Below are 25,123 nucleotides of genomic sequence, written 5' to 3' on the forward strand. Positions count from 1 at the left end.
TCCTGATATGATGATATCAGGGTGAGGTGAGGTACAGGCCCCCCGGATGCTGATGCGCCGCCGGGTCTGGAGGTCAGGATCACGGATCATCATGTGCGGGCCGGCGCTTTTTTCAGGAAGAGCGTGGCGGATGCACAGTTACAATGCACCCTGATGGACAATGGCAGCGCGTCTATGAAGCCCGAAGCTCACACAGCCAGTTCAGACATCGGATCGGATGATGACATCCCGCTTTATGAAGCGAGAAAGCAGATTTATCCGCAGAAGATCCGTGGTCGTTTCCGCTCCATCAAGTCGGCGATGGCTTTCATCGCGCTTGGCATTTTCTACCTGCTGCCCTTCGTGCGCTGGGATCGCGGTCCGGATGCGCCGGGTCAGGCTGTTCTGATCGATTTCGTTTCCAAGCGGTTCTATTTCTTCTTTCTGGAGATCTGGCCGCAGGAATTCTACTATGTCGCAGGCCTTCTCATCCTTGCCGCGCTCATCCTGTTCCTGATGACAGCCTTGGCGGGCCGTGTCTGGTGTGGCTATATGTGCCCGCAGACCATCTGGACCGATTTGTACATGATGGTGGAGCGCCTCGTGCAGGGCGACCGGCGCGAGCGGATGCAGCTTGATGCGGCCCCGATGAGCCTCAACAAGTTCGTCCGCAAGTCCCTCACCCATACCATCTGGCTGGTGATCGCGGTCGCTACCGGCGTCTCGTTCGTGCTCTATTTCGCCAATGCTCCCACCCTGCTGTGGGAGATGGCGACCCTGCAGGCACCTGCGGCGGCCTATATCACCGTGGGCATCCTGACCTTCACCACCTATGCGCTGGCCGGCCTCATGCGTGAGCAGGTGTGCACCTATATGTGCCCCTGGCCGCGTATCCAGGCCGCGCTGACCGATGAATATGCGCTGAATGTCACCTATGCCTATGACCGTGGCGAACCGCGCGCCTCGATGAAGAAGGCGGCCGCCGCGCGCGCCGCCGGCAAGCCGGCAGGGGACTGCATCGATTGCGGCCAGTGCGTGAATGTGTGCCCCACCGGCGTGGATATCCGCCTCGGCATGCAGCTCTCCTGCATCCAGTGCGGCCTGTGCATCGATGCCTGTAATGCCGTGATGGACAAGGTGGGCCGCCCGCGTGACCTCATCATGTATGACAGCGAGGCCAATCTGGAGGCCCGCGTCGAGGGCAAGCCGCATGTGCGCCGCATCATCCGCGCGCGTACGGTGCTCTATACGGTACTCATCCTGTTTGTGAGCGGGCTGATGCTGGCCACCCTTGTCAACCGCTCGACCGAGGGCGTGGCCGCCATTCATGACCGCAACCCGCTGTTTGTCCGGCTTTCGGATGGTTCGGTGCGCAATGCCTATACGCTGCGCCTGACCAACAAGCAGTTGCAGGAGCGCACATTCGGCCTCTCCATCGCGGGTGTGCCGGGGGCGACGCTGCAGGTCATCGGCGATGATGCCGGCGCCCTGACCGTGGATCCGGACCAGACCCGCGAGATCCGCGTCCTTGTGACCACACCGGAGAAGTTGCCTGCCAAGGCATCCTTGCCTATCACATTCCAGATCCGCGACGTTGCAACCGGCGTGGAAGCGAAGGTGAAGGACCACTTCATCGGGCCATGAGGCCGTGACCATCGGATGACAGGAACGACGCCGGAACGCGCAAGCGCTGGCGTCGTTCCGGCTTGCAGGAAGGTATGAGACATATGGCCAAATCAGCCAGCGCGCCGCGTGCGCCCCGTCAGATCACGGGCCGTATGGTGCTCATTGCCATATGCCTGTTCTTTCTGGTGATCTTCACGGTGAATTTCATCATGGCGCGCTTCGCGATCACCACCTTTGCGGGGGTGGAGACGGAAAGCTCCTACAAGGCCGGGCTTCAGTTCTCGCAGGAATATGCAGCCGCCGAGCGGCAGAACGATCAGCACTGGACGGTGGATGTCGAGATGATCAATCCCGGCGGCACCGCACGCAAGCTGGATGTCACGGTGCTGGATGCGGAAGGGGTGCCGCTGACGGGGCTTGTCGCTCTCGGTCGCTTTGCCCACCCCACGGACCGGCGCAAGGATGTGGAACTGGATATGGAGCCGCTGGGTAACGGGCATTATCAGGTTTCGACCGATGCAGCCCCCGGCCAGTGGGTTCTGGTGATCGATTTCATGAAAGGGGACGAGCGCGTGTTTCGCTCGCGCAACAGGATTTACCTGCCCTGATGGTGGCCCGGTGGAAGGGGCTGCCTTCCGCCGGTCGCGTGTCTGGCCATGTCTCCAGACTTCGGATTGCGGATAGACATATCATCTGGCTCTCATGGCGGGCCGGTCACAGGCGGGGCACTCCAACCGGGTTTGCAGATGTCGGAAGCGGTCGATTATTCCCTGTTCGTGATGCGTGATGGCGATGGGCTATCGCATATGAGCCTCGCCATTGACGGGATTGATTGCGCCGCCTGCATCGGGGAAATCGAGGATGGCGTGAAAAGCCTGCCCGGCGTTGTCCGTGCCCGGCTGAACTATACCACCCATCGCCTCACCGTGGCCTGGGGAGATGAGGGTACGCCCACCCAGGTGGTCCAGCGGCTGGAGCAACTGGGATACCGCGCCCACCCCTTCGCCGGCCGGGTGGAGGACGAGGAGGCAAGGCGCGCCCACTGGCTGCTGCGCTGCCTTGGTGTTTCCGGCTTTGCGGCCATGAACATCATGCTGCTCTCGGTCTCTGTCTGGTCCGGCAAGGTGAGTGACATCACCCCGGAAACGCGGGACTTCTTCCACTGGATTTCCGCGCTCATCGCCCTGCCGGCGGCGGCCTATGCCGGCCTTCCATTCTATCAGAGCGCCTATCGGGCCTTGCGCAACGGCTCGGTGAACATGGATGTGCCGATCACCATCGGCATCATGCTCGCGCTTGGCATGAGCGTGGTGGAAACCGCTCTCAGCCAGTCCGATGCCTATTTCGACAGCGCCGTCATGTTGCTGTTCTTCCTGCTGGCGGGGCGGTATTTCGACCATGAGGCGCGCCGGCGCACGCGCGCTCTGGCGGGCAATATTGCCGCCCTGCGGGGCGAAATGGCCCAGCGGCTGGATGCGCAGGGCACGCCCATTCTGGTGCCGGTGCAGGCCCTTCAGCCAGGCGATACCATTCTGGTGGCCCCGGGTGGGCGCATCGGCGCGGATGGCGTGGTGCTCTCCGGCCGCTCCAGCGTGGATGAAAGCCTGGTGACGGGTGAGACGCTCGCCCGCCCGCTGCATGCCGGGGAAAGTGTCTATGCCGGCAGCCTGAATGGCGAGGGGGCGCTGCATGTGCGCGTCACGGCCGGGGGCGAGAACACGCTGGTGGATGATGTCCAGCGCCTGCTGGACGGGGCGCTCGCCGAGAAGGGGGCCTATGTGCGGCTCGCTGACCGGGTCTCGCGCTATTATTCGCCCATGGTGCATTTCACGGCCCTGTGCTCGGCCATTGGCTGGCTGCTGTATGGGGCGGGGTGGCATCAGTCCATCCTGATCGCGGTGGCGGTGCTGATCATCACCTGCCCCTGCGCGCTGGCCCTGGCGGTGCCCACGGTGCAGGTCACGGCCATGGGGCGCATGTTCCGCTCCGGGCTGCTGGTGAATGCCGGTGATGTGCTGGAGCGGCTTGCCCCTGTCGATACGGTGGTTTTCGACAAGACCGGAACACTCACCTTGCCCGAGCCGAGCCTGCGTGTGCCGGCCGGAGCACTGGCGGCAGATGTCGAGCTTGCCGGGCGTCTGGCCCTTTCCAGCCATCATCCGCTGGCCCGCGCCGTGACCCACAAGGCCAAAGGCGGGCCGCTGGAGCAGGTGACCGAAACGCCGGGAGCGGGTGTCAGCGCCATATATGAGGGGGAGGAGGTGCGCCTTGGCAGCCTCTCCTTCTGTGATGCGCGACTGCCGGAAGACATGCCGCCGACCGCTTCCCTCATCGCCTTCCGGCGGGGGGATCGGGCCATCGTGCTCGGGGTGGAGCAGGCGCTGCGCCCGGATGCACGCGCTGTGGTGGATACGCTGAAGGCGCGCGGGCTCGATATCTGGATCCTTTCGGGCGACCGGCCCGAGGCTGTCGCCCCCGTGGCGCAGGTGCTGGGCATTGCCAATGCGGTTGGCGGCCTCAAGCCCGCCGACAAGATTGCCATGCTGGAAAGCATGAAGGGCGAGGGGCACGGCGTCTTCATGGTGGGAGACGGGCTGAATGATGCCCCCGCGCTTGCCGCCGCCACGGCCTCGCTTTCCCCCGCCACCGGCGCGGCGGTGACACAGGCCCATGCGGATGCGGTGTTCCTTGGCCGTAATCTCGCCCCGGTTCTGGAGATGGTGGATGTCTCCCGAAGGGCGGCTCATCTCATGCGGCAGAATCTGACACTGGCCATTCTCTATAATGTGATCGCGGTTCCCCTGGCCGTGGCCGGGCTTGTCACGCCTCTGGTGGCGGCGCTGGCCATGTCCGGCTCGTCCATCATCGTCACGGTAAATGCCTTGCGTGCGGCGCGGCGAGGGCGCAAGGATGGAGCCCCTGTCGTGACCGGATTGAAGGAGGCCGTGGCATGAACGTCCTCGTCTATCTTATTCCTGCGGCCCTGTTTCTGGGCTTTCTCGGCCTGCTCGGCTTTTTGTGGAGCATGAAGAGCGGGCAGTATGATGATCTGGACGGGGCAGCCGTGCGTGTCCTTTCCGATGATGACCTGAAGAAAGACGAATGAACCGCCCCGTGCCTGCGGCACCGCCCCGGGCGGGCATGCTGGTCTGCATCTGCGATCCGCAGTTCGACCCGCCCGCCAATGACAATGGAAACAAGAGTGTTTCCACCCTGGCGCTTGCGCTGGGCTTTGCCTTTGCGGTGCTGGCGCAGACGGTGGCTTCCGCGGCCCTGCCGCTGGCGGGCGCACAGCTCGCATCCCGCCCGGATATGGCCACATGGCCGTTTGCCGCCATGCTCGCGGGTGCGGCGCTGGCCTCTTTCCCGGCGTCCTTCCTGCGCGATACATTCGGGCGGCGGGCCGGCTTTGCCCTTGGCGCATCGCTGGGCATTGCCGGAGGGGCGCTGCTGGTGGCGGCACTCATCCAGCGCCAGTTCGCATGGGCCTGCCTTGGCGCCTTGTGGCTGGGCATGGCGCAGGGCTTCTCCTTCTTCTATCGGCATGAGGCGGCCGCCGCGAGCGGGCGGCCCACGGCCGCCAGCGCGGGTGTGCTGACAGGGGGCGTGCTGGCGGCACTGGCCGGCCCCACCCTTGCAAGTTTCGCCGAGGATCTCGTTGCCCCCTTCTTCCTTGTGGGCGCGGCGGGGCTGGCGGCGGTGGCACATGCGCTTTCGCTCGGGGTGGCCGTGTCCCTCGCGCCGGACCCGCCCCCCATCTTCCGGCCAAAGGAAACCGCACCCCTGAGCGCCATTCTCTGGCCGACAGCCTTGGGGGCACTGGCATGGTTCGGCATGAACGCCATCATGTCCGGTGCGCCTCTGGCGCTGGTGGCCTGTGGCATTGGCGAGGCGGCGGTCTTCGGCTTCATTGCCCTGCATGTGGCGGCCATGTATGCGCCGGCCATTCCGCTGGCCTTTCTGGGTGAGCGGGTGAAGCCGGTGTTTCTGGCGCTGGGCGGGCTGGCGCTGGTGGCGCTGGCGGTGCCGCTGCAATATGCCGGAACGCCGGAGACGATCACGGCGGCCCTCATCATTGTGGGGGCGGGCTGGTCTGTTGCCACGGTCGGTGCAACCGGCTGGATCTACCGTGCCGGCACACCAAGCCGCACGGCGCTGGCGGTGCATGATGGCAGCCTGTTCCTGTTCGCCATCATTGGTGCGGGGCTCGGGGGCGTTCTGTTCTGAACCCGTGCGAGACGCTTTCGCGGGCGGGAGACAGAATCGCTCCAACCTGCGTGTTTTCCATGTGAATTAGGCTTTTGCCGCTCGAAATGGCAGGCCGACGCGTGCCATGTTAGGCGCCGCGGCCGGTCCCTGTTGCCCGGTGTGCCGCCAGAGTGGAGATGCTGCCTTGAAACACCCCTTTTCGCTTTCCGGCTCCACCGCGCTGGTCACGGGTTCCGTGGCTGGGCTGGGCTTTGAAATTGCGCGGGGTCTGGCGCAGGCCGGGGCGCATGTGCTGGTGAATGGCCGGCATGGGGAACGGGTCGAGGCGGCGGTGGAGGTCATCCGCGCCGAGGGCGGGGAAGCTTCCGCCCTTGTGCTGGATGTGTTCAATGCCGATGCGGTGCGTCGCGCGCTGATGCAGGCGCCGCCGCTGCACATTCTTGTCAACAATGCCGGCGCGCGGGACAGGCGCAGCCTGCTCGACATGGAGATGGCGGATTTCCGCACCCTGGTGGAGCGCAGCCTTCTGGCGCCGGTGGAACTCACCCAGCAGGTGGCGCTGGGCATGGTGACGCGCGGCGTGGCCGGGCGCATCATCAATATCACCTCCATTGCCGGCCATATCTCGCGGGCGGATGATACGGCCTACACCACGGCCAAGGGGGCGCTGACATCCTTCACCAAGGCGCTGGCGGCGGATCTCGGTCCGCATGGCATCACGGTGAACGCCATCGCGCCGGGCTATTTCCTCACCGAGCCGAATATGGCCATGGGGCAGGACAAGGGCGTGCGGGAATGGCTTGCCCGCCGCACCTCCCTGGGGCGCTGGGGCAAGCCGGAGGAGGTGGCCGGGGCGGCGGTGTTCCTGGCCTCGCCGGCGGCATCCTATGTCACCGGCCATGTGCTGGCGGTGGATGGCGGCTATCTCTCCCATTTCTGAGAGGGGCAAGCTGAACAGGCGGGCTCAGCGGGTCCAGAAGCGCGGTTGCAGCAGCACCAGCGCGGTGAGGATTTCCAGCCGTCCAAGCATCATGGCCAGCGTCAGCACCCAGATGGCGGGGTCCGGCAGACTGACATAATTGGATGAGGGCCCCACCACCGGCCCCAGGGCCGGGCCCACATTGGCCACGCTGGCGATGGAGGCGGTAAAGGCGGTCACGGTGTCCAGCCCCATCACATTCAGCGTGATGGCCACTACCGCGATGGTGAACAGATACAGGAACACGAAATTCAGCACCGAGGCGACGACATCGTCCTCCACGATCGAGCCGCCATAGTGCAGCGGAAACACCCCGCTGCGAAAGCAGATGCGCTTGAGATGCTGGCGAATGGCCTTGGCGGTGATGGCCACGCGCATCGCCTTCAGGCCACCGGAGGTGGAGCCGGTGCACCCGCCGATGAACAGCAGCACGAAGAACAGGGCATCGGAAGCCGCGCCCCAATGGGTATAGTCCACCGCCATGAAGCCGGTGGTGGAGATAATGGAGGAGACGGTGAACAGCGCGCCGCGAAAGGCGGTCTCCCCCTGCGCCACGCCCTGCCATGTCTGCTGGAGGAAGGAGGCGAAGGTGAAGACCAGCACGATGAGGAAGAACACCCGCACTTCCGGGTTGGTATAAAGCCGGCGCACATCCCCGTTCATGGCCCGCACATAAAGGGTGAAGGGCAGCGCCGCGATCAGCATGAAGACAATGGCGACATATTCCACCGAGGGATTGTTGAACACCATGATCGAATAGTCGGAATTGGAAAACCCGCCGCTGGAGACCGTGGAAAGCGCCAGTGTCACCGCATCGAACCCGCCCAGGCCGGCGATGGAATAGCTGGCGATGCAGACGAGAGTGAGCAGCACATAGACGGTGAGCAGCCCCTTGGCGATGGCGTCCGTGCGCGGCAGGAACTTCTCGGATTTATCGGATGATTCCGTGCGGAAGAGCTGCATGCCGCCGATGGACAGCATGGGCATGATGGCGATGGCGATGGCGATGATGCCAATGCCGCCAAACCATTGCAGCAGCACCCGCCACAGCAGGATGCCGGGGGGCTGGGAATCCAGCCCCGACATGACGCTGGAGCCGGTGGCCGTAAGGCCCGACATGCTCTCGAAGACCGCATTGGTGAAGGAAAGCTGGGAGCGGCCCCACATGAAGGGCAGGGCGGCGAACAGCGCCAGCACCACCCAGACGCTGCCGGTAAGCAGGAAAGCCTGTCGCAGGTCCAGCTTGCGGGTGGCGCTGGAGCGCCCGCTCATCCACATCAGCACCCCCACGAACAGGGTGATGGCCGATGAGGCGAAGAAGGCGCCATGGCCGCCGGAGTGCGAGATGAAATCCACCACCGCCGGCAGCAGCATGCTGATGCCCAGAATGGAGAGCAGGATACCAAGGGTCGCCACCACGGGCCGCGGGTCCAGCACCGATTTGGTCTGGGCCTCGATGCTGGGCAGGGGGGTCGAATGCACCCGCATGCGTGATGTCGCTCAGTTCAGGGTGCGTCTTGCATCGGGCAGGTCCAGCGAGAAGGCGGGTACCTCCACGCTGAAGCGCTCCCCGCTCTCGCAGATCATATCATAGCTTCCGTGCATGATCCCCGTGGCCGTGGAGAGGGGCACGCCGCTGGTATATTCGAAATGCCCGCCCGAAGGGAGCACGGGCTCCTCGCCCACCACGCCCGCGCCATGCACTTCCTCCACACGCCCCAGGGCATCGGTGATGATCCAGTGGCGGGCCTTGAGCTGCACGGTGGTGGTTCCCAGATTCACCACCTCGATCGTATAGGCCCAGAAATAGCGGTTCTGTTCGGGCGCAGAGCGTTCCGCCACATAACGCGGCGTGACCGTGACCTGAATATGCCGGGTGGTGGCGCGGTACATGCCCGATCCGTCTCCTTCACGGCGGGCGGCAAGGGCCGCCCGTCCGGGACGCAAGATGAAAGCCATACGGGCGCAGGATTTGCGCGCCGGATGATGCGAAATGCCGCGGACCATAGCACAGTGCAGGCACGAAAGGCATGGGGCGCAGGGGGCTCAGCTCTGGCGGGTGGCGACGTAGCGGGCTGTTTCCACAAGCGTCCCGGCGCGGGCGCCGAGGGGGGCGAGTGCCGCTTCGGCCTGCTCTACGCACAGGGCAAGGCGTGCGCGGGCCCCTTCCAGCCCAAGGGTGGAGACCAGCGTGCCCTTGCCGGCCGCTTCATCCTTGCCCACCTTCTTGCCCATGGCTTCGGCCGAGCCTTCCACATCCAGAATGTCATCGGCGATCTGGAAGGCGGCGCCCAGCGCCTGCCCATAGGCCACCAGCGCGGCGCGCTCCTGCGGGGCGGCCTCGCCCAGTATGGCCCCGGCCTCACAGGAAACGGTGAGAAGGGCTCCGGTTTTCATCGCCTGAAGCGCAATGATCTCCTCAGGGGAAAGGGGCAGGGGCATGCCATTGGCGAAGCGGCCCTCCGCCGTCAGGTCCAGCATCTGTCCCCCCACCATGCCGCCCATGCCGGCGGCCCGGGCCAGCGCCCGCACCAGGGAAATGCGGACCCGGGGGCTGGGGTGGGCCTCCTCGTCGCAGAGCAGGTCGAAGGCAAGGGTGAGCAGGGCATCGCCGGCCAGAATCGCGGTGGCCTCGTCAAAAGCCTTGTGAACAGTGGGCTGGCCGCGGCGCAGGTCATCATTGTCCATGGCCGGAAGATCATCATGCACCAGTGAATAGCAGTGCACGCATTCCACCGCGCAGGCCGCCGCAAGGGCGCGAGACTGCGGCACGCCAAACAGGGCCGCGCTTTCCAGCACCAGAAAGGGCCGCAGCCGCTTGCCACCGGCCAACGCCCCATGGCGCATGGCTGCCATCAGCCGCTCCGGGCGCTGTTGCTCACCGGGCAGGGGGGTATCGGCCAGGGCGCGGGCAAGGCGGTTTTCGGTTGCGGCGGCGGCGGCTTCAAGCCGGGCGGTCAATGCGTGGGTCACGGACAGATCCCGCTTCACGAGGACTGGACCCATGGCAGGCATGCCATGGGCGGTTCGATCCGCAAGGCTTTAACACGCCTGTGCGGGGCGGGGCCAATGGTTCCGCTGCGTGCCGATATGCAGGCAGCGGGTTATGTCGCCGGGCTTGTCATGTTACAGCCCATCTTCATCCGATAGTGGCAAGGAACCGGCCTTGGTTTACACTCCACAGGCAAGGCAAGGAGGGATGAGAGGCATGGGCAAGGTGCTGCTCCGCATTCTGTGCGTCATCATCCTTGTGCCCATGGTGCTGTCCGTTCTCTACAACTGGGTGAATCCTGTCTCCACGCTGATGATCGCGCGCTGGGTGAGCGGCCAGCCGGTGGAGCGCATCTGGACCCCGCTCAAGGACATCTCGCCGGTCGCGATCCGCACGGTGGTGGCCTCGGAGGATTCCGCCTTCTGCACGCACTGGGGCATCGATATCGCCGAAATCCGCCGGATGATGCAGCGGGCGGACAGTTTGAGCGACATGCGCGGCACCTCCACCATCTCCATGCAGGTGGTGAAGAACCTGTTCCTGTGGCAGAAGCCGGAAATTCCCCGTAAATTGCTGGAAATACCGCTGACCTTCTGGCTCGATCTGGTGATGAGCAAGGAGCGGATTCTCGAAATTTATCTCAATATTGCCGAATGGGGGCCGGAGGGGCAGTTCGGCATCGCTGCCGGGGCGAAAAAGGCGTTCTCCGTGCCTCCCGAAAGGTTGAGCGCGCGGCAGGCGGCCCTTTTGGCCGTGATGCTGCCGAACCCGAAGCACCGGCGGGCGGAGGCCCCCTCCACGGTGGTTGCCCGCCTCGCCACACGCCTTCAGAACCGGGTGGTGCGGGCGGGTCCTCAGGCGGCATCCTGCGTCACCCCGAACAGGTGATCCTGAAACTGGCACTTGATTGAAATGATTACAGGGGCCAGATGTGGAGGCAGAATTGTTCCACCGCTTTCGGGAGCATCCCCCGAGCATCGCTGAACCGGCCCCTGGGCGGGGAGACGCCAACCGATGAATGACGTGCCGCATGTCTGATGACCGTAAAGCCGCGACCACCGCACCGGCCCACCGCAAGCTTTCCCCCGCCCTGAAGCTGGGGCTGGAGCTGGGGCCGCTGGTGATCTTCTTCCTCGCCAATTCCTATGCCGGCATCTATATGGCAACCGGCATCTTCATGGTGGCGACGCTGGTCGCGCTCTTCATCATGTGGGTGCTGGCGCGCCGTGTGGCCATCATGCCGCTGGTTTCGGCGGTGCTGGTGTTCGTGTTTGGCGGATTGACCCTGTGGCTGCAGGATGACCACTTCATCAAGCTCAAGCCGACGCTGATCTATCTGGCGCTCGGCGTGGTGCTTCTCGGCGGGCTGGCCTTCCGCAAGCCGCTGATGCCCTATGTGTTCGATGGCATGATGAAGCTGACGGATGAGGGCTGGCACAAGCTGACCCTGCGCTGGGGCATCTTCTTTCTGGTGATGGCGGTGCTGAACGAGGTCGTCGCCCGCTCTGTCTCCACCGATACATGGGTGGCCTTCAAGACCTTCGGCTTCCTGCCCTTGACGGTGATTTTCGCCATGTTGCAGGCTCCCCTGATGGCCCGCAGCGAGCTGAAGGGTGAAGCCGGAGAGTAAGGCGCAAGACACCTGTCCCGTTCCGGACTTGACAGGCACCAACCCGACCACCCACAAGCACCCCCAGAGGGTTAGGAATGCTGACGAAAAAGGGCAAATACGGCTTGAAGGCCGCAGTTCATCTGGCGCGGTTGCCTCCGGGCGCCTCCACCCAGGTGGCGGAGATTGCCGAGACCAACCAGATCCCGAAAAAGTTTCTGGACGTGATTCTGGGCGAACTGCGCAATGCCGGCTTTCTGGCCAGCAAGAAGGGCAAGATGGGCGGCTATCGCCTGGCCAAGCCGGCGGAGGAGATCATCGTCGGTGAGATGATCCGTGCGCTGGATGGCCCGCTTGCGCCTTTCCCCTGCGCCAGCCGCAACTCCTACGAGCCGTGCGAGGATTGCGACGTGGACAATTGCGAGGTCCGCATCCTCATGGTGCGCATTCGCGATGCCATGGGCACGGTGCTGGATGCCTACACGCTGGCCCAGATGCGGGACCTCTCGCAGGAGCAGCTCGCCTCCTTCGTCGATTATATCTGATCCGTCCGGCCCGCCTTCCCGGCCTCACTGCTGAGAGGCCAGGAAGGAACGGAAGCGGGCAAGGGCGAAGACGAAGAACAGCGCGCCCACCGCAAAGATGGCGAGCAGGTGCGGCCAGACAATATCCAGACCCGCCCCGCGATAGAGAATCGCCTGCGCCAGCGCCACGAACTGGGTGGAGGGCGAGACCTGCATCACGTTCTGCAGCCAGTAGGGCATGCTTTCGAGCGGGGTATAGCCGCCGGAAAGCATGTTCATGGGCAGAACCACAAGGATGAACAGCAGCCCGAACTGCGACATGGAGCCGGCCATGGTGCCCAGAAAGATGCCGAGCGCGGCGGTGAAGAACAGGTAGAGCGCCGTTCCGAACAGGAACAGGGTCACCGAGCCTGCAATATGCATCTCCATCCAGAGTTGCAGCACCACCAGCACCGCAAAGATCACGCACAGCAGGATGACCGAGCCATTGGCGAGAATCTTCGCCAGCATGATCTGCGATGGCCGCAGCGGCAGCACCAGCAGATGTTCCAGCGTGCCATGCTCGCGCTCGCGGATGAGCGCCGCGCCGGCCAGAAGGACGGAGAGCATGGTGATGTTGGAAATGAGCCCCATCGTGCCCGTGAACCAGGATGATTCCAGCCCCTGATTGAAGGCGGCGCGGATCTGGAGTTCCACCGGGTTTTCTATCGTGCCCCCATTTCGGGCGACGAAATTGTTCACCTCCTGCTGGAAGATGGCGGAAAGCTCTCCCGCGCCGAGGCCGGCCTGCATCAGGGCGGTGGCATCAATCAGCAACTGGGCGGTGGGGGAGCGTCCGGCCAGCACATCCGCCTGGAAGTTCGGCGGAATGTTCAGCACGAATGTATAGCGGGCCGCGTCCATCTCCTTGTCCACCTCCCCGGGCGCGAGCGCGGTGGGGGGCTGGAAGCGGGGCGGCAGGAGGGCATCCAGCAACACCTGCGAAAGGGGGGAGTTGTCCTCGTCCACCACGGCGATGGCCGCATGATTCAGGTCATGGGTCATGCCCTTGGCCTGGATATAGATGGCCAGCGAGAAGGCATAGATCACCAGAATCAGCAGGGCGCTGTCACGCCACAGGCTGAGCAGTTCCTTCCCGAACAGGTGGCGGATATTGGCCGCACTGGAATTGCGGTGCATGGTGACAGTGCCGGCGCCATGGCCGGGTGTGGGCTGTTGCGCCATCTCAGGTCTCCTGTTTGCGCAGGATGAGGTGGGCGGCCAGCAGCAGGACCGGCCAGAACGCCAGCGTGGAGAGGATGAAGGGCAGAAGTTCCATGAAGGACAGCCCCTTGGTGAAGGCGCCGATGCTGATGCGCAGGAAATAGGTGGTGGGGAAGAGAATGCCGATCACCCATCCCATTCCGCTCAGCGTGGCTACCGGCTGAAGCAGGCCGGAAAACTGGCTGGCCGGCATCATGGTGCCGATGGCGGTGCCGAACAGGGCGGAAACCTGCGTATTGGTGAGGGTGGAGGCAAACAGGCCTATGGCGGTGGTGGCCAGCACATAGGCCAGCGCGCCCAGCGCCAGCCCGGCGAAGGAGCCCTTCAGCGGCACGCCAAAGACAAACAGCGCCATCAGCGTCATCATGAGGAAGTTGAAAAAGGCCAGCCCCACATAGGGGATCTGCTTGCCCAGCAGGAATTCCAGCTTGGTGACGGGGGTGACATAGAGATTGGTGATGGAGCCCAGCTCCTTCTCCGTCACCACCCCGAGCGCCGTCAGCACGGCGGGAATGAAGATGAGCAGCAGGCCGATCACCGCCGGCACCATGGCATCCACGCTCTGGAAGGCCTGGTTATAGCGGTACCGCACCTCCAGCGTCGCCGGAACGGGGATGGCAATGCCCGCTTCCTTCGCCTTCTCTTGCACAAAAAGCGTATGCACCGCCTGCACATAGCCCTGAATGGTCTCGGCCCGGAAGGGCATTGCGCCATCCAGGGTCACCAGCACCTCCGTCGGGCGGCCGGAGCGCAGATTCGCTCCGAATTCCGGCGGTATCTCTATGGCGAAGGTGATGTCATTGGAGGCGAGTCCGCGCTCCAGATCCGCCGGACTGTGAAGCGGGGGCTGGACGATGAAATAGGGCGAGTGCGCATATTCATCAATATAGGAGCGGCTTTCCGGGGTCTGGTCCCGGTCCAGCACGGCAAAGCGCAGATTGTCGACATCCAGCGTGATGCCGAAACCGAAAATCAGCATCAGCAGGGCAGTGCCCAGCAGTGCGAAGGACAGGCGCACCGGGTCTCGCTGCAGCTCCAGTGCCTCGCGCCAGGCATAGGCGCCCACGCGACCGGGAGAGAAGAGGCGGCGCTTGTGGGGCTTGGCATCGGCCGGGGGTGGCGGCGTGGCATGGGTCTCTGCCTCGCGCCCGCCCATTTCCATGTAGGAAATGAAGGCTTCCTCCAGCGAGGCGGCCTTCTTGGCGTCCTTCAGCTCCTGCGGCGTGCCGGTGGCGATGACACGCCCGGCATGCATGAAGGAGATGCGGTCGCAGCGCTCCGCCTCGGTCATGAAGTGGGTGGAGACGAAGATCGTCACCTTCTCCTCGCGCGAGAGACGCTGGAGATGGTCCCAGAAATTGTCACGCGCCACCGGGTCCACGCCGGAGGTGGGCTCGTCCAGAATGAGGATTTCAGGCCGGTGCAGGATCGCCACTGCCAGCGAGAGGCGCTGGCGCACGCCAAGGGGCAGCCCCGAGGAGAGCGCATCCATATAGGGTGAAAGGTCGAAATCCTTTTCCAGCGTGGCGAGGCGTGCTGTCGCGTCCGCCGGTTCCAGCCCGAACAGGCGGGCATGCAGCTCCATGTTCTGCCGCACCGTGAGCTCGCCATAGAGCGAGAAGGCCTGGGACATGTAGCCGACACGCCGGCGTGTCTCGATATCCTTCGGGTTCACCTTCACGCCGAAGAGGCTGGCCTGACCCTCGCTCGCCGGCAGCAGGCCGGTGAGCATCTTCATGGTGGTGGATTTTCCGCAGCCATTGGAGCCGAGAAAGCCGAAAATCTCGCCCTGGCGGATGTCGAAATTCACATCGTCCACCGCCACGAAGCTGCCGAAACGGCGGGTGAGACCGCGCGCGGCGATGGCGATGGGCGCATCGGGGGGAATGGGAGCGGCGGGGGCGTCAGTCGTCGGCTGTCCGCGCTGGTCTTCCGGCAGAAGGGCGATGAAGGCGCGTTCCAGATTGCTCTCGCCCGTGCGCTCCAGCAGCTGGGCGGGCGAACCATCGGCCAGGATGCGGCCGGAATCCATCATCACCACCCGTTCGAAGCGGGCAGCCTCGTCCATATCCGATGTCGCGACCAGAAGGGTCAGGCCGGGGCGCTGGGCGCGGATGATGTCGATAAAGTCCCAGAACTGGCGGCGCGAGAGCGGATCGACACCGGTGGTCGGCTCATCCAGCACCAGCAGGTCGGGGTCATGTACCAGCGAGCAGCACAGGCCCAGCTTCTGCTTCATGCCGCCGGAGAGCTTGCGCATCAGCCGGTCGGTAAAGGGGGTGAGGCCGGTGGCGGCCAGAAGGGGGGCCACGCGCTCGCCACCAATATCGGCATTCTCACCGAACAGGCGGGCGAAGAAGGCGATATTCTCGGCGACGGTGAGATTGGGATAGAGATTGCGCCCCAGCCCCTGCGGCATGAAGGCGATGCGGGCCTGCGCCTCCTCCCGGGGGTAGCGCTGGGCCATATCCTTCTCCAGCACCTCGACAGTGCCTGTCTGGATACGCTTGGCGCCGCAGATGAGGCCCAGCAGGGTGGATTTGCCCACCCCGTCCGGCCCCACCAGCGCAACGGATGCGCCGGTGGGAATGGTGAGGTCCACCCCGTCCACCGCCATCTGGCGGCCATAGCGGTGGTGAATGCCGGTGAGGTTCAGGGCAAGAGACGCCTGAACCTTGGACGCCCGGGCCCCCCCGCCGGCACCTGCGGTTGCCTGTGTTCCCTGCTGCCCCCCGGTGGCGGAGTGGGTCACTGCACAACCTCTCTGTCTTTCTTCACATCGCCCTCAGCCGGTGCGGGGGCAGGCGCCTTGTCGGATTCGGCGGGAATGGCGGCCAGTCCCGCATCCAGCCATGCGGGCCACTGGGCATCGGGATCGACCCGCACATAGCCCTCACCCGTCACACCGGTCTTGGCCTGCTCCAGATGCGCATTCACCAGCGCCTGCGGCACGCGCAGCTTGACGCGGAACATCATGCGGTCACGCTCGGAGCGGGTTTCAACCTGCTTGGGCGTGAACTGCGCGCGGGCGGAGACGAAGGACACCGTGGCAGGCAGCACCCGGTCCGGCAGCGGCTCCAGCACAAGGCGGGCCTCACTGCCAATGGCCAGTCGCCCGGCATCGGCCGCCGGCAGGAAGACGGTCATGTAAACATTGGACAGATCGAGCAGGGTGAACACCTTGCCGCCTGCCGCAAGCACCTCGCCCGGCTCAGCCAGACGGTAGATCACGCGCCCGGAAACCGTGGCGACAAGCGTGCCGTCATCCACCAGCCGCCGCAGCCGGTCCACTTCCGCATCCGCGGCGCGGATGGCGGCCTCATTGGCGGCAAGGCTGCTTTCCGCCGCGGCCAGGGCGGCCTGCGCGGTGGTGTGGCTGGTGCGATACTGGTCCACCTTCTGCTCGGTCGCAAAGCCCTTGACGACGAGGGCCTCCTGCCGGCCCAGCTCCTTGGCGGCCAGCTCCATCTCGCCCTTGCGCTGCTCGATGACATGGGTGGCCTGGTCGCGTGCCTTGCGCGCCTGCGCGGCCTGCGCCTCGGCGCTGCGCAGGGCGGCCACGGTCTCCGCAACGTCCATCTGCGCGACGATCTGCCCCTTGGTGACGAAGTCACCTTCTTCCACGAGCACGCTCTCCACCCGGCCGGGGGCCTTGGTGGCGACATCAACCTGCGTGGCCTCCATGCGCCCGTTGCTCGAGGCGAAGCCCGGCGGCAGGGTGCGCGCATACATGGTGTAATAAATATAGACGCCTGCGCCGCACAGCAGGGCAAGAACGACCACAAGGATAATGGCGAGCAGGGAGCGCTTCATGGGCTTTGAACTCTCCGGAAATGGCAAGTCTCGCCCAAGAAAGGACGATCGAACCATTCAGTCAATGCGCGAAACGGAAGAAAAGCACAAGAGCGGGTTTACCACACGCTTTATGGTGCAGGGCTTCGCTCAAGGCTGAAACATGCCCGGCCTGATGCGGTAAACCCCGTCTGTGTCCCATAAGCAGCGCGGAAGAGCCGGGTCTGGCGGGAAGGAGCGGGAGGGCAGTTGTGCACAATGGGTGCCTGCGGCAAAGGGCATCGCCCTCAGTGCCCATGCGGTCGCGGTCGCAGGGGTGGGCCGGTTGCCGGCATCACAAGAAGCCCCATCTGCCGGGTGGCGGCGGGGCCGGCCGATGATGGGCCGGCCCCGCATGGTGCGGTCAGTACAGGGCGCTGTTGGCGGACCGGTTGGCCGCATATGGCGTGGGGCGGATGGAGGTGGTGGTCACCGTCCGCGGGGAAAGGTCCGAGGCGGGGCGCTGGGCCGCCGCAGGCTGGGGCGCGCGCTCCACCGGCTGGTGCCTGGCAACGGCGCGCGGGGCCTGCGCAACGGGCGCCGGAGCGGCTGCGGACTTCGCCGCCCGGGCCGTGGCCATTTTCCCGTTGCTTGCCTTGTCCATCTCCACCATCTGGGAGAGGGTGCCGAAGCGGTAGCCCTTGGCGGCAAGATCATCCAGCACCTGCGGCATGGCGTCCACCGTGGTGGGGTGAATGTCATGCGCCAGCACGATCGCCCCGGGGGTGGCCTGTTCCACGATACGCTGATGCACCAGCTTGGGGTCGCGGTTCTTCCAGTCCAGCGGGTCGATGCTCCAGTAGATGAAGCTGATGCCCAGCGTCTTGTTCAGGTGATCCTGAAGCGGGCCGCGCATCGCGCCATAGGGCGGGCGCATATAGACCGCATGCTGGCCGGTGGCGTTGAAGATGGCGTCATCCGTATCGGTAATCTGCTTTTCGGCAGCCGCAACGGTCAGCTTGGGAAGCTGGGGGTGGTTCCACGAGTGGTTGGCGATCTCGTGGCCTTCCTCGGCAATCCGGCGCAGCAGCTCCGGGTGCTGGGCGGCGCGGCTGCCCAGCACGAAGAAGGTGGCGCGCACCCCGCGTTCCTTCAGGATATCGAGCAGGCGCGGGGTCGTGGAAGGGTTCGGCCCATCATCGAAGGTGAGCGCGATATAGGGCTCGTCCACCTGGAAGGAGCGATAGGCCGGCAGGCGCTTGTGGGCCACGCTTTCCGCTGTCGCATTCTCGATGGCTTCGCGGCGGATGCGGGCGGCCTCGCGCACCTCCACGGCGGCGAGCAGGATGGCACGTTCCTTTTCGCGCTCGGCCTCGGCCGCGCGGGCCTCACGCGCCGCCTCCGGTGAGGGAGGCTGGACGATGAAGGTCTTGTGCGCAAGGGCCACGGCCTTGGGCGAGGAGTGCGCCTCGGCGTGGGCCTGCCCGCCGATGAAGGGCAGGGAGGGCCCGAAGGCATAGGCCGCTCCGGCGACACCGAGCGCCAGACAGCCGGAAAGAAGCAGGAGCGGTTTCACTTGGCGACTTTCTGTACTGCTAAAAAGATCTGTTCCAAGCATTCAGCAAAGTCATGGATAAATCGTGAAGCTGTCCCGGCGTCATCACACAGGATGATGAAAAAACGCGCCGGGCGGGGCCGGGCTGGAGATTGCGGGGCGAATCGGAAAGAATGGGGGCGGGTGTCCATTGCATGGTGCAGTGCGGCAGGTTTTCTCAGCGCTGGTCGGGCCGCCGCGCGGAGAACACGTGCCCATGGACAAACCCTCTTCCCGGCAGAAGCCGCCGCGCGCCCATATTCTGGCCGCTCGCGCCTTCGAGGCTCTGGACCGTTTCCTTCATGTCGAGGCTGCCAGCGGCATCGTGCTGCTGCTCGCCGCGCTGTTTGCGCTGGCCTGGGCCAATTCCCCGGCGGCGGAAAGTTATCATCATCTCTGGCACATGCCTTTTTCCATCGGGCTGGGGGATTTCGTCTTTCAGCGCCCGCTCCATTTCTGGATCAATGATGCGCTGATGACCGTGTTTTTCCTTGTCGTCGGCATGGAAATCAGGCGTGAGATGCATGAGGGGGCCTTGAAAGACCTGCGGCAGGCCGCCTTGCCCATCGCCGCGGCGCTGGGGGGCGTGGCCGTGCCGGCGCTGGTCTATCTGGCGCTGAACCCCTCAGGCCCCGGTGCATCCGGATGGGCGGTGCCGACGGCGACGGATATCGCCTTTGCTGTCGGTGTTCTGGCGCTGCTGGGGCGCTCCATTCCCGGCAATATCCGCGTGTTTCTTCTGGCTCTGGCCATTATTGATGACATCATTGCAGTGCTCATCATCGCCTTTTTCTATTCCGGGGGGCTGGATTATGGCGGTTTTTTCATTGCCGCCGCCGGAATCGTCCTCATTCTTGGTCTGCAGGGGCTCGGCATCGGTTCCGCCCTTGCCTATGTGGCACCGGGCGCGCTCCTGTGGTTCGGGCTGCTGATGACCGGCGCGCATCCGACCCTCGCCGGTGTGGTTCTGGGCCTGATGACGCCGGTGCGTCCCCTGCGTCTGGGCGAGGCGCCGGCAGACCTTCTGGCCCGGACGGTGCAGGCCCTGACCGGGCGCGGCGGGACGGCGGACCCGCACCATATGGCCGCTCCCCTGCGCCAGATCCGGCGGGCCCAGCGTGAAATGCTGCCGCCGGTGACGCGGGTGCAGATGGCGCTGCATCCCTGGGTGGCCTTTGGGATCATGCCGCTGTTCGCCCTGGCCAATGCCGGGGTCAGTATCGGCGGGGTGGATCTTTCGGACCCGGCCCCGCAGGGGGTGATGCTGGCGATCGGCATCGCGCTGGTGCTTGGCAAGCCGGTGGGCGTTGTCGGGGTGAGCTGGCTGATGGTGCGCCTTGGCCTGTGCCGCCTGCCGCCGGGCGTGACATGGGGCGGCATCGTGCTGATCGGCCTTCTGGCGGGGATCGGCTTCACCATGTCGATCTTCATCGCCATGCTGGCCTTCGGCGATGCGAGCCTGTTGGGCGCGGCCAAGCTGGGCGTGCTTCTGGGATCGGTGATCGCGGCGGTGGCCGGCCTGTCCTGGGGCGTTCTTGTGGTGCGGAAGGCGGGCTGAAAAAAACTCCCGGCAAGAGACCTGCCGGGAGTTCATATCTGCTTAGTTCAGGGGCACGACCTTGGGTGTGCTCGATGTCTCCTGCCGGCGGGCGGCTTCCCTGAACACCGTCAGCATTTCCTGCAGGCGGGACTGTTCCTGCTCTGTCGGCTTTGCGCCAACCGTATCGAACAGCTCGATGATGCGGGTCACCTCGCGGATATCCTGTGCGCTGGCGCGGGCCAGCAGGGCAGGCATGGCGGCAAGGGCGGCATCCTGCGCCGTCATCATGATGACGGCCTGTCGGCGAATGATGTCGCGGAAGGTTTCCGGTGACAGGTCGCGCAGATTGGGGCGCAGTTCAAAGGCCAGATTGTACTGGCACTCATCCACCCTCAGGCTGTCCGCATTGATATAGGAGAGGGCGCGGATGCCCGCTTCCAGCAGCCCGCCTTCTTCCGCCTCGGCGTGCAGGGCCTCCAGCTCGCGGGCGACAAAGGCCCGGTATTCCGGGGAAACACCCGGATGCGGCCGCACCGCCTGCCCGGGATGGGCGTCAAGGCCGGAAAGGGCCGTGACGATCGGAGAACTGTAGATGATCTCGAACCAGCGTTCGCAGGCATTGTCCCGCATGTCCCGCCAGCTATCCAGCGCGCTGGAGATCAGCTCGGACATATCCTCCTGCACCTTCACGAACAGATTGTCCTCCCCGACAGGGCGACGGTTCTCGCGGACATGCTGTGCGGCCTGCTCGTTCAGGCGCGCCATTGGATTCTGCGAAGACCAGTATTCATAGGAAATGCGCAGCGGGTGCAGCTTCTGCATGATCTGGGCGGTCTGGGATGTCACCATCATCCGCACCCAGGGCTGCATGAAATTGCGGTAGAGACCCAGATTGATGTCCGAGATGCGGGCGAGGGTGGCGAACCGTCGGTCGCTTTCCTCGTCGGGCTGGACGATCTTGCGGACATCATCAAGGTCGCGCCGCTCGATGGCCATGGTGTAGTCCTGCCCGCCGGCCGTGCAGTCATCCCCTTCCGGCTCGCTGATCACGGCCTGGTAGAGCCCGGCCGGCATCAGGTTGATGAGCTCGATATTGCTGGCGAACTTGCGGTGCTCCTTGCGCCCGACAGAGCCGGAAACAAAGATGCCCAGATGGCCGATGCTCTCATGCATCGCATAGACGATGGTCTGGTTGTGGCCCAGCACATCGTCATCGTTCTCATACAGGTCGGTGATCCAGCCCAGGGCCTGCGGGGGCGGGGTGATATTGTCACCCATGGAGCAGAACACCACGATGGGCGAACGGATATTGCGCAGGTCCAGACGAATGCCGTCGGATGTGACCAGCTCGGCCGAAGAGAGCTTGTTGCCGACAAACAGGTTGTCGACAATATACTGCATCTCCACATCATTTAGCAGCACATGGCCGCCCCAGTATTTCTCGAATCCGAGATAGCGCTCCGCCTCCGTGTCGATATTGGAATAGAGGTGGTAGTTCTTCTTCCAGAAGGTGTTGGCCGGGTCGAGATTCTCGAAGTTCTGCACGAGGGATGCGCCATCGAAATGGCCGTGGCCCAGATCCCCGGCCAGCGCGGTCATCCAGCTTCCGCCGAGCATGCCGCCGCTGTAGCGCATGGGGTTCTTGCCCTTCCAGCCCGCCCAGTAGGAAAGCGGCGCACCGGCGACAATGATGGGGCCGAACAGTTCCGGACGCATGGCCGCCGTCATCAGGATCTGCCAGCCGGCCTGGCAGTTTCCGATCACCGCCGGCTTGCCGCAGTCCGGGTGCAGGGAGATCACCTTTTCCAGAAAGGCGGCTTCCGCCCGCATCACGTCCTCAACCGTCTGCCCGGGTACGGGATAGGGGCCAAAACCGATGAAATAGCAGGGGTGCCCGGCCTGCAGCGCCGCGCCAATCTCGCTGTCCGGCTTGAAGCCGCCAATGCCGGGGCCATGCCCGGCGCGCGGATCGACAATCACGAAGGGGCGCTTTGTCGGGTCGGTGGGAATGTCATCGGGGGCGGGAATGCGCACCAGCCCGTAATTCACCGGCCGCGGCAGGTCCAGGCCCAGCATGATGGGGGTGGCGGGAAAGTTCAGCACATTGGGTACGGTCTCGGCCATATGGGCGCGATACTGGTCCCCCCGCTGGCGCCGGACATCGGCATAGAGAATGCCACGCTGCCAGGCATCCGTGAGATAGGCGGATGCGGCGGTGGTCATCCCGCCGAAGTCCTGCAAGGATTTCTCGATCAGTCTGGAAGTTGGCGCGGGCGTGATCTGTGGCATGGTGAGGGAACTCCCTGTCTCTTCCGCAGTCCGTTCCGGCCCATGATAGCAGAAGGGCCGGCACAAGCGGAGCCATGATGAGAACTATAGAATAGCTCTGCTTTGTGCCGTGAGGATGGCAGGATTTGACGACGGTTCCGCAAAATATCCTTGCCATACTCCCGTGCAGTATATAGTCACAGGGCAGGCAAGATACTCTCCCCCAGTATGGTTGAAGGATGCCCCACAGTCCTGAGGAAAAGAAGAAGGTGCTCACCCGCCTCAAGCGCATTCGCGGGCAGGCGGAGGCGCTGGAGCGCGCTGTTGATGCGGGGACGGAATGCGGGGCGCTGCTTCAGCAGATCGCGGCATTGCGCGGGGCAGCCAACGGGCTGATGGCGGATGTGCTGGAAAGCCATCTGCGGGAGACATTCATCCAGACCGGAGCCGCACCCCAGGCCGCATCTCAGGCCGGGCCCGCCGCACCGGAACAGGGGATAGCCCCATTCGATGCGCATGAGGAGATCGAGCAGATCATGCGCATCATCCGCACCTATCTGAAATAATCGTTCCGTACAGAAGGACACAGGCCATGAAGTCGCGCGCAGCCGTTGCATGGGAGGCCAACAAGCCGCTCACCATCGAAACCGTGGAAATCGGCGGCCCCAAGGCTGGCGAAGTGCTGGTGGAAATCATGGCCACCGGCGTGTGCCATACCGATGCTTACACTCTTTCCGGCCTTGATTCCGAAGGCAAGTTCCCCGCCATTCTCGGCCATGAGGGCGCGGGCATCGTGCGTGAGGTGGGCGCGGGCGTCACCACCTTGAGGCCCGGCGACCATGTGATTCCGCTCTATACGCCCGAGTGCCGCCAGTGCAAGACCTGCCTGTCGCAGCGCTCCAATCTGTGTACCTCCATCCGCGCCACGCAGGGGCAGGGCCTGATGCCGGATGGCACCTCGCGCTTCTCCTGTGATGGTGGCGAGGTCTTCCATTATATGGGCTGCTCCACCTTCTCCAACTTCACCGTGCTGCCGGAGATCGCGCTCGCCAAGGTGCGCGAGGACGCCCCCTTCGACAAGATCTGCTATATCGGCTGCGGCGTCACCACCGGCGTTGGCGCGGTGATCTACACCGCCAAGGTGTGGCCGGGCGCGAATGTGGTGGTGTTCGGCCTCGGTGGCATCGGCCTCAATGTCATTCAGGCCGCCCGCATGGTGGGTGCGGACAAGATCATCGGCGTGGACATCAACCCGTCCAAGGTCGAGATCGCCAGGAAGTTCGGCATGACCCACTTCATCAATCCGCGCGAAGTGGGTGCGGACAAGGTGGTGGCGGCGGTGGTGGATGCCACAGATGGCGGCGCGGACTTCACCTTCGACTGCACCGGCAATGTGGATGTGATGCGGCAGGCGCTGGAATCCTGCCATCGCGGCTGGGGCACCTCTGTGGTCATCGGCGTTGCGCCGGCCGGTGCGGAGATTGCCACCCGGCCGTTCCAGCTCGTCACCGGGCGCGTGTGGAAGGGCTCGGCTTTCGGCGGCGCGCGCGGGCGCACCGATGTGCCGAAGATTGTCGACTGGTACATGGAGGGCAAGATCAACATTGATGATCTCATCACCCACATCATGCCGCTGGAAGAGATCAACACCGCGTTTGACCTGATGCACGAAGGTTCGTCCATCCGCTCCGTCGTGAAGTTCTGAGGCAGGACATGAGCATTGCTTCTTCCGAACTGGAAACGGTCTCCACCTCACTGGCCCATGGCGGCATTCAGGGCGTGTATCGTCACCTCTCGCGCGAGACCGGCACGCCGATGACGTTCGCCGTATTCGTGCCCCCGCACGATACCGGCGATCAGCTGCCCGTGCTGTGGTATCTCTCCGGCCTCACCTGCACCCATGCCAATTGCATGGACAAGGGCGAGTATCGCCGCATGGCGACCGAGCTTGGCCTCATCATCGTGCTGCCCGATACCTCCCCGCGCGGCGAGCATGTGCCGGATGAGAAGGAGAACTGGCAGTTCGGTTCCGGCGCCGGCTTCTATCTGGATGCCACGCAGGAGCCATTCGCCGCGCACTACCGCATGTACAGCTATGTGACGGAGGAGCTGCCGGAGATCATCGCCGCGCATTTCCCGGCGGATATGGAGCGGCAGGGCATTTTCGGCCATTCCATGGGCGGGCACGGGGCGCTCACCATCGCGCTGAAGAACCCGGAGCGCTTCCGCTCCGTCTCGGCCTTCGCGCCCATCGTGAAGCCTTCGGTGGCGGACTGGTCGCGCCCGGCGCTGGAGAAGTTTCTTGGGCGCGATGAGGCGGCATGGCGGGACTATGATGCCTGCCTGCTGATCGAGGATGGCGCGCGCGTGCCGGCCATTCTCATCGATCAGGGCAATGCCGATCCTTTCCTCAAGACCGGCCTGATGCCGCAGCATCTGGTGGAGGCGTGCGCGGGAACGGACATCGCGCTGGAGCTGCGCATGCGCCCCGGCTATGACCATTCCTACAATTTCATCTCCACCTTCATGGATGACCATCTGCTCTGGCATGCGGCCAAACTGGCCGGCTGAGGGGCATGACATGTGAACAGATGAAGCGCCGGCCCCCTGTGGCCGGCGTTTTCATGTGAATGGAGAGGCTTTGCCGCGCCCTGTTCTGTGCTGCCGCCATATTGTGAACGGACCGGTCTGCTCCTGAGAGGTTCAGGAGATCCGGCATGGCCCGTGCGGCCTGCGCCGGCTTGCCTCCTGAACGGCGGAACCGGAAGT

General features: G+C 64.5%; 22 protein-coding genes. 14 read left to right on the top strand and 8 right to left on the bottom strand.

Going from position 1 to position 25,123, the window contains the following annotated elements; all coding sequences use genetic code 11:
* Positions 1-174 precede the first annotated feature (174 nt).
* The 6 genes from ccoG (at position 175) to ACT6QG_RS15680 (ending at position 6,754) form a co-directional block, all read left to right on the top strand.
* Positions 175-1,623: a cytochrome c oxidase accessory protein CcoG gene (gene ccoG, locus ACT6QG_RS15655; RefSeq protein WP_444978517.1), complete on the top strand. Its 1,449-nt coding sequence runs from the start codon at positions 175-177 to the stop codon at positions 1,621-1,623.
* A gap of 83 nt (positions 1,624-1,706) precedes the next feature.
* Positions 1,707-2,213 (top strand): FixH family protein, encoded by a 507-nt coding sequence (locus ACT6QG_RS15660; RefSeq protein ID WP_444978518.1) that lies wholly within the window; start codon positions 1,707-1,709, stop codon positions 2,211-2,213.
* 138 nt (positions 2,214-2,351) lie between these two features.
* Positions 2,352-4,559: a heavy metal translocating P-type ATPase gene (locus tag ACT6QG_RS15665; protein WP_444978519.1), complete on the top strand. Its 2,208-nt coding sequence runs from the start codon at positions 2,352-2,354 to the stop codon at positions 4,557-4,559.
* Positions 4,556-4,711: a cbb3-type cytochrome oxidase assembly protein CcoS gene (gene ccoS, locus ACT6QG_RS15670; protein ID WP_444978520.1), complete on the top strand. Its 156-nt coding sequence runs from the start codon at positions 4,556-4,558 to the stop codon at positions 4,709-4,711. Before ACT6QG_RS15665 ends, ccoS begins: the two co-directional genes overlap by 4 nt.
* Positions 4,708-5,832, top strand: a complete 1,125-nt coding sequence (locus ACT6QG_RS15675; RefSeq protein WP_444978521.1) for an MFS transporter — start codon at positions 4,708-4,710, stop codon at positions 5,830-5,832. Before ccoS ends, ACT6QG_RS15675 begins: the two co-directional genes overlap by 4 nt.
* 166 nt (positions 5,833-5,998) lie before the next feature.
* Complete coding sequence (locus ACT6QG_RS15680) at positions 5,999-6,754, top strand: SDR family oxidoreductase (RefSeq protein WP_444978522.1); 756 nt, start codon at positions 5,999-6,001, stop codon at positions 6,752-6,754.
* A 24-nt stretch (positions 6,755-6,778) separates the two neighbouring features.
* On the opposite strand, the gene ACT6QG_RS15685 is transcribed toward ACT6QG_RS15680, so the two are convergent.
* From ACT6QG_RS15685 to ACT6QG_RS15695, 3 genes are all read right to left on the bottom strand, one after another.
* Complete coding sequence (locus ACT6QG_RS15685; RefSeq protein ID WP_444978523.1) at positions 6,779-8,281, bottom strand: TrkH family potassium uptake protein; 1,503 nt, start codon at positions 8,279-8,281, stop codon at positions 6,779-6,781.
* 12 nt (positions 8,282-8,293) lie between these two features.
* The gene (gene apaG, locus ACT6QG_RS15690) at positions 8,294-8,686 is read right to left on the bottom strand and encodes a Co2+/Mg2+ efflux facilitator ApaG/CorD (RefSeq protein WP_444978524.1); all 393 of its coding nucleotides are present in this window, start codon (positions 8,684-8,686) and stop codon (positions 8,294-8,296) included.
* Between the two features lie 153 nt (positions 8,687-8,839).
* A complete protein-coding gene (locus tag ACT6QG_RS15695; RefSeq protein WP_444978525.1) occupies positions 8,840-9,799 on the bottom strand; it encodes a polyprenyl synthetase family protein in 960 nt (319 codons plus the stop codon).
* 202 nt (positions 9,800-10,001) lie between these two features.
* Between ACT6QG_RS15695 and ACT6QG_RS15700 the strand changes: the two genes are divergently transcribed.
* The 3 genes from ACT6QG_RS15700 to ACT6QG_RS15710 all read left to right on the top strand — a co-directional run bounded on the left by ACT6QG_RS15700 (position 10,002) and on the right by ACT6QG_RS15710 (position 11,939).
* Positions 10,002-10,673, top strand: a complete 672-nt coding sequence (locus ACT6QG_RS15700) for a biosynthetic peptidoglycan transglycosylase (RefSeq protein ID WP_444978526.1) — start codon at positions 10,002-10,004, stop codon at positions 10,671-10,673.
* 142 nt (positions 10,674-10,815) lie between these two features.
* Positions 10,816-11,415 carry a septation protein A gene (locus ACT6QG_RS15705; protein WP_444978527.1) on the top strand — a complete coding sequence of 200 codons (600 nt, stop codon included), beginning with the start codon at positions 10,816-10,818 and terminating at the stop codon, positions 11,413-11,415.
* 77 nt (positions 11,416-11,492) lie between these two features.
* Positions 11,493-11,939, top strand: a complete 447-nt coding sequence (locus ACT6QG_RS15710; protein ID WP_444978528.1) for an RrF2 family transcriptional regulator — start codon at positions 11,493-11,495, stop codon at positions 11,937-11,939.
* A gap of 24 nt (positions 11,940-11,963) precedes the next feature.
* On the opposite strand, the gene ACT6QG_RS15715 is transcribed toward ACT6QG_RS15710, so the two are convergent.
* From ACT6QG_RS15715 to ACT6QG_RS15725, 3 genes are all read right to left on the bottom strand, one after another.
* Positions 11,964-13,142 carry an ABC transporter permease gene (locus ACT6QG_RS15715; RefSeq protein ID WP_444978529.1) on the bottom strand — a complete coding sequence of 393 codons (1,179 nt, stop codon included), beginning with the start codon at positions 13,140-13,142 and terminating at the stop codon, positions 11,964-11,966.
* Position 13,143: 1 nt separating this feature from the next.
* Positions 13,144-15,837, bottom strand: coding sequence for a ribosome-associated ATPase/putative transporter RbbA (rbbA, locus tag ACT6QG_RS15720; protein ID WP_444978595.1), 2,694 nt, complete (start codon positions 15,835-15,837; stop codon positions 13,144-13,146).
* 92 nt (positions 15,838-15,929) lie between these two features.
* Complete coding sequence (locus tag ACT6QG_RS15725; protein ID WP_444978530.1) at positions 15,930-16,994, bottom strand: HlyD family secretion protein; 1,065 nt, start codon at positions 16,992-16,994, stop codon at positions 15,930-15,932.
* Between ACT6QG_RS15725 and ACT6QG_RS15730 the strand changes: the two genes are divergently transcribed.
* Positions 16,993-17,133, top strand: coding sequence for a hypothetical protein (locus tag ACT6QG_RS15730; RefSeq protein WP_444978531.1), 141 nt, complete (start codon positions 16,993-16,995; stop codon positions 17,131-17,133). The two genes, ACT6QG_RS15725 and ACT6QG_RS15730, sit on opposite strands and share 2 nt — an antisense overlap.
* 243 nt (positions 17,134-17,376) lie before the next feature.
* On the opposite strand, the gene ACT6QG_RS15735 is transcribed toward ACT6QG_RS15730, so the two are convergent.
* Entirely contained in the window at positions 17,377-18,528 is a 1,152-nt protein-coding gene (locus ACT6QG_RS15735) for a polysaccharide deacetylase family protein (RefSeq protein ID WP_444978532.1), read from the bottom strand.
* 235 nt (positions 18,529-18,763) lie between these two features.
* Here ACT6QG_RS15735 and nhaA point away from each other — a divergent pair, with 235 nt between their 5' ends.
* Entirely contained in the window at positions 18,764-20,104 is a 1,341-nt protein-coding gene (gene nhaA / locus ACT6QG_RS15740) for a Na+/H+ antiporter NhaA (protein WP_444978533.1), read from the top strand.
* A 42-nt stretch (positions 20,105-20,146) separates the two neighbouring features.
* Here the strand turns inward: nhaA and ACT6QG_RS15745 are convergent, their stop codons facing one another.
* A complete protein-coding gene (locus ACT6QG_RS15745) occupies positions 20,147-22,375 on the bottom strand; it encodes a DUF3141 domain-containing protein (protein WP_444978534.1) in 2,229 nt (742 codons plus the stop codon).
* Between the two features lie 218 nt (positions 22,376-22,593).
* Between ACT6QG_RS15745 and ACT6QG_RS15750 the strand changes: the two genes are divergently transcribed.
* Genes ACT6QG_RS15750 through fghA form a run of 3 tightly spaced genes read left to right on the top strand, consistent with a single transcriptional unit; the run spans position 22,594 to position 24,925 of the window.
* On the top strand, positions 22,594-22,920 hold the full coding sequence (locus tag ACT6QG_RS15750) for a metal-sensing transcriptional repressor (RefSeq protein ID WP_444978535.1): 327 nt from the start codon (positions 22,594-22,596) through the stop codon (positions 22,918-22,920).
* 26 nt (positions 22,921-22,946) lie between these two features.
* A complete protein-coding gene (locus ACT6QG_RS15755; RefSeq protein WP_444978536.1) occupies positions 22,947-24,059 on the top strand; it encodes an S-(hydroxymethyl)glutathione dehydrogenase/class III alcohol dehydrogenase in 1,113 nt (370 codons plus the stop codon).
* A gap of 8 nt (positions 24,060-24,067) precedes the next feature.
* Complete coding sequence (fghA, locus tag ACT6QG_RS15760; protein WP_444978537.1) at positions 24,068-24,925, top strand: S-formylglutathione hydrolase; 858 nt, start codon at positions 24,068-24,070, stop codon at positions 24,923-24,925.
* Positions 24,926-25,123: the final 198 nt, after the last annotated feature.

This window comes from Haloleucobacter ellipsoideus, assembly GCF_052491725.1.

What these genes read in the sequence shown, in the direction of transcription:
- ccoG (WP_444978517.1), top strand. Translation starts at nt 175, where the DNA reads ATGAAGCCCGAAGCTCACACAGCCAGTTCAGACATCGGATCGGATGAT.
- ACT6QG_RS15660 (WP_444978518.1), top strand. Translation starts at nt 1,707, where the DNA reads ATGGCCAAATCAGCCAGCGCGCCGCGTGCGCCCCGTCAGATCACGGGC.
- ACT6QG_RS15665 (WP_444978519.1), top strand. Translation starts at nt 2,352, where the DNA reads ATGTCGGAAGCGGTCGATTATTCCCTGTTCGTGATGCGTGATGGCGAT.
- ccoS (WP_444978520.1), top strand. Translation starts at nt 4,556, where the DNA reads ATGAACGTCCTCGTCTATCTTATTCCTGCGGCCCTGTTTCTGGGCTTT.
- ACT6QG_RS15675 (WP_444978521.1), top strand. Translation starts at nt 4,708, where the DNA reads ATGAACCGCCCCGTGCCTGCGGCACCGCCCCGGGCGGGCATGCTGGTC.
- ACT6QG_RS15685 (WP_444978523.1), bottom strand. Translation starts at nt 8,281, where the DNA reads ATGCGGGTGCATTCGACCCCCCTGCCCAGCATCGAGGCCCAGACCAAA.
- apaG (WP_444978524.1), bottom strand. Translation starts at nt 8,686, where the DNA reads ATGTACCGCGCCACCACCCGGCATATTCAGGTCACGGTCACGCCGCGT.
- ACT6QG_RS15695 (WP_444978525.1), bottom strand. Translation starts at nt 9,799, where the DNA reads ATGGGTCCAGTCCTCGTGAAGCGGGATCTGTCCGTGACCCACGCATTG.
- ACT6QG_RS15700 (WP_444978526.1), top strand. Translation starts at nt 10,002, where the DNA reads ATGGGCAAGGTGCTGCTCCGCATTCTGTGCGTCATCATCCTTGTGCCC.
- ACT6QG_RS15705 (WP_444978527.1), top strand. Translation starts at nt 10,816, where the DNA reads ATGTCTGATGACCGTAAAGCCGCGACCACCGCACCGGCCCACCGCAAG.
- ACT6QG_RS15710 (WP_444978528.1), top strand. Translation starts at nt 11,493, where the DNA reads ATGCTGACGAAAAAGGGCAAATACGGCTTGAAGGCCGCAGTTCATCTG.
- ACT6QG_RS15715 (WP_444978529.1), bottom strand. Translation starts at nt 13,142, where the DNA reads ATGGCGCAACAGCCCACACCCGGCCATGGCGCCGGCACTGTCACCATG.
- ACT6QG_RS15730 (WP_444978531.1), top strand. Translation starts at nt 16,993, where the DNA reads ATGGGCTTTGAACTCTCCGGAAATGGCAAGTCTCGCCCAAGAAAGGAC.
- ACT6QG_RS15725 (WP_444978530.1), bottom strand. Translation starts at nt 16,994, where the DNA reads ATGAAGCGCTCCCTGCTCGCCATTATCCTTGTGGTCGTTCTTGCCCTG.
- nhaA (WP_444978533.1), top strand. Translation starts at nt 18,764, where the DNA reads ATGGACAAACCCTCTTCCCGGCAGAAGCCGCCGCGCGCCCATATTCTG.
- ACT6QG_RS15745 (WP_444978534.1), bottom strand. Translation starts at nt 22,375, where the DNA reads ATGCCACAGATCACGCCCGCGCCAACTTCCAGACTGATCGAGAAATCC.
- ACT6QG_RS15750 (WP_444978535.1), top strand. Translation starts at nt 22,594, where the DNA reads ATGCCCCACAGTCCTGAGGAAAAGAAGAAGGTGCTCACCCGCCTCAAG.
- ACT6QG_RS15755 (WP_444978536.1), top strand. Translation starts at nt 22,947, where the DNA reads ATGAAGTCGCGCGCAGCCGTTGCATGGGAGGCCAACAAGCCGCTCACC.
- fghA (WP_444978537.1), top strand. Translation starts at nt 24,068, where the DNA reads ATGAGCATTGCTTCTTCCGAACTGGAAACGGTCTCCACCTCACTGGCC.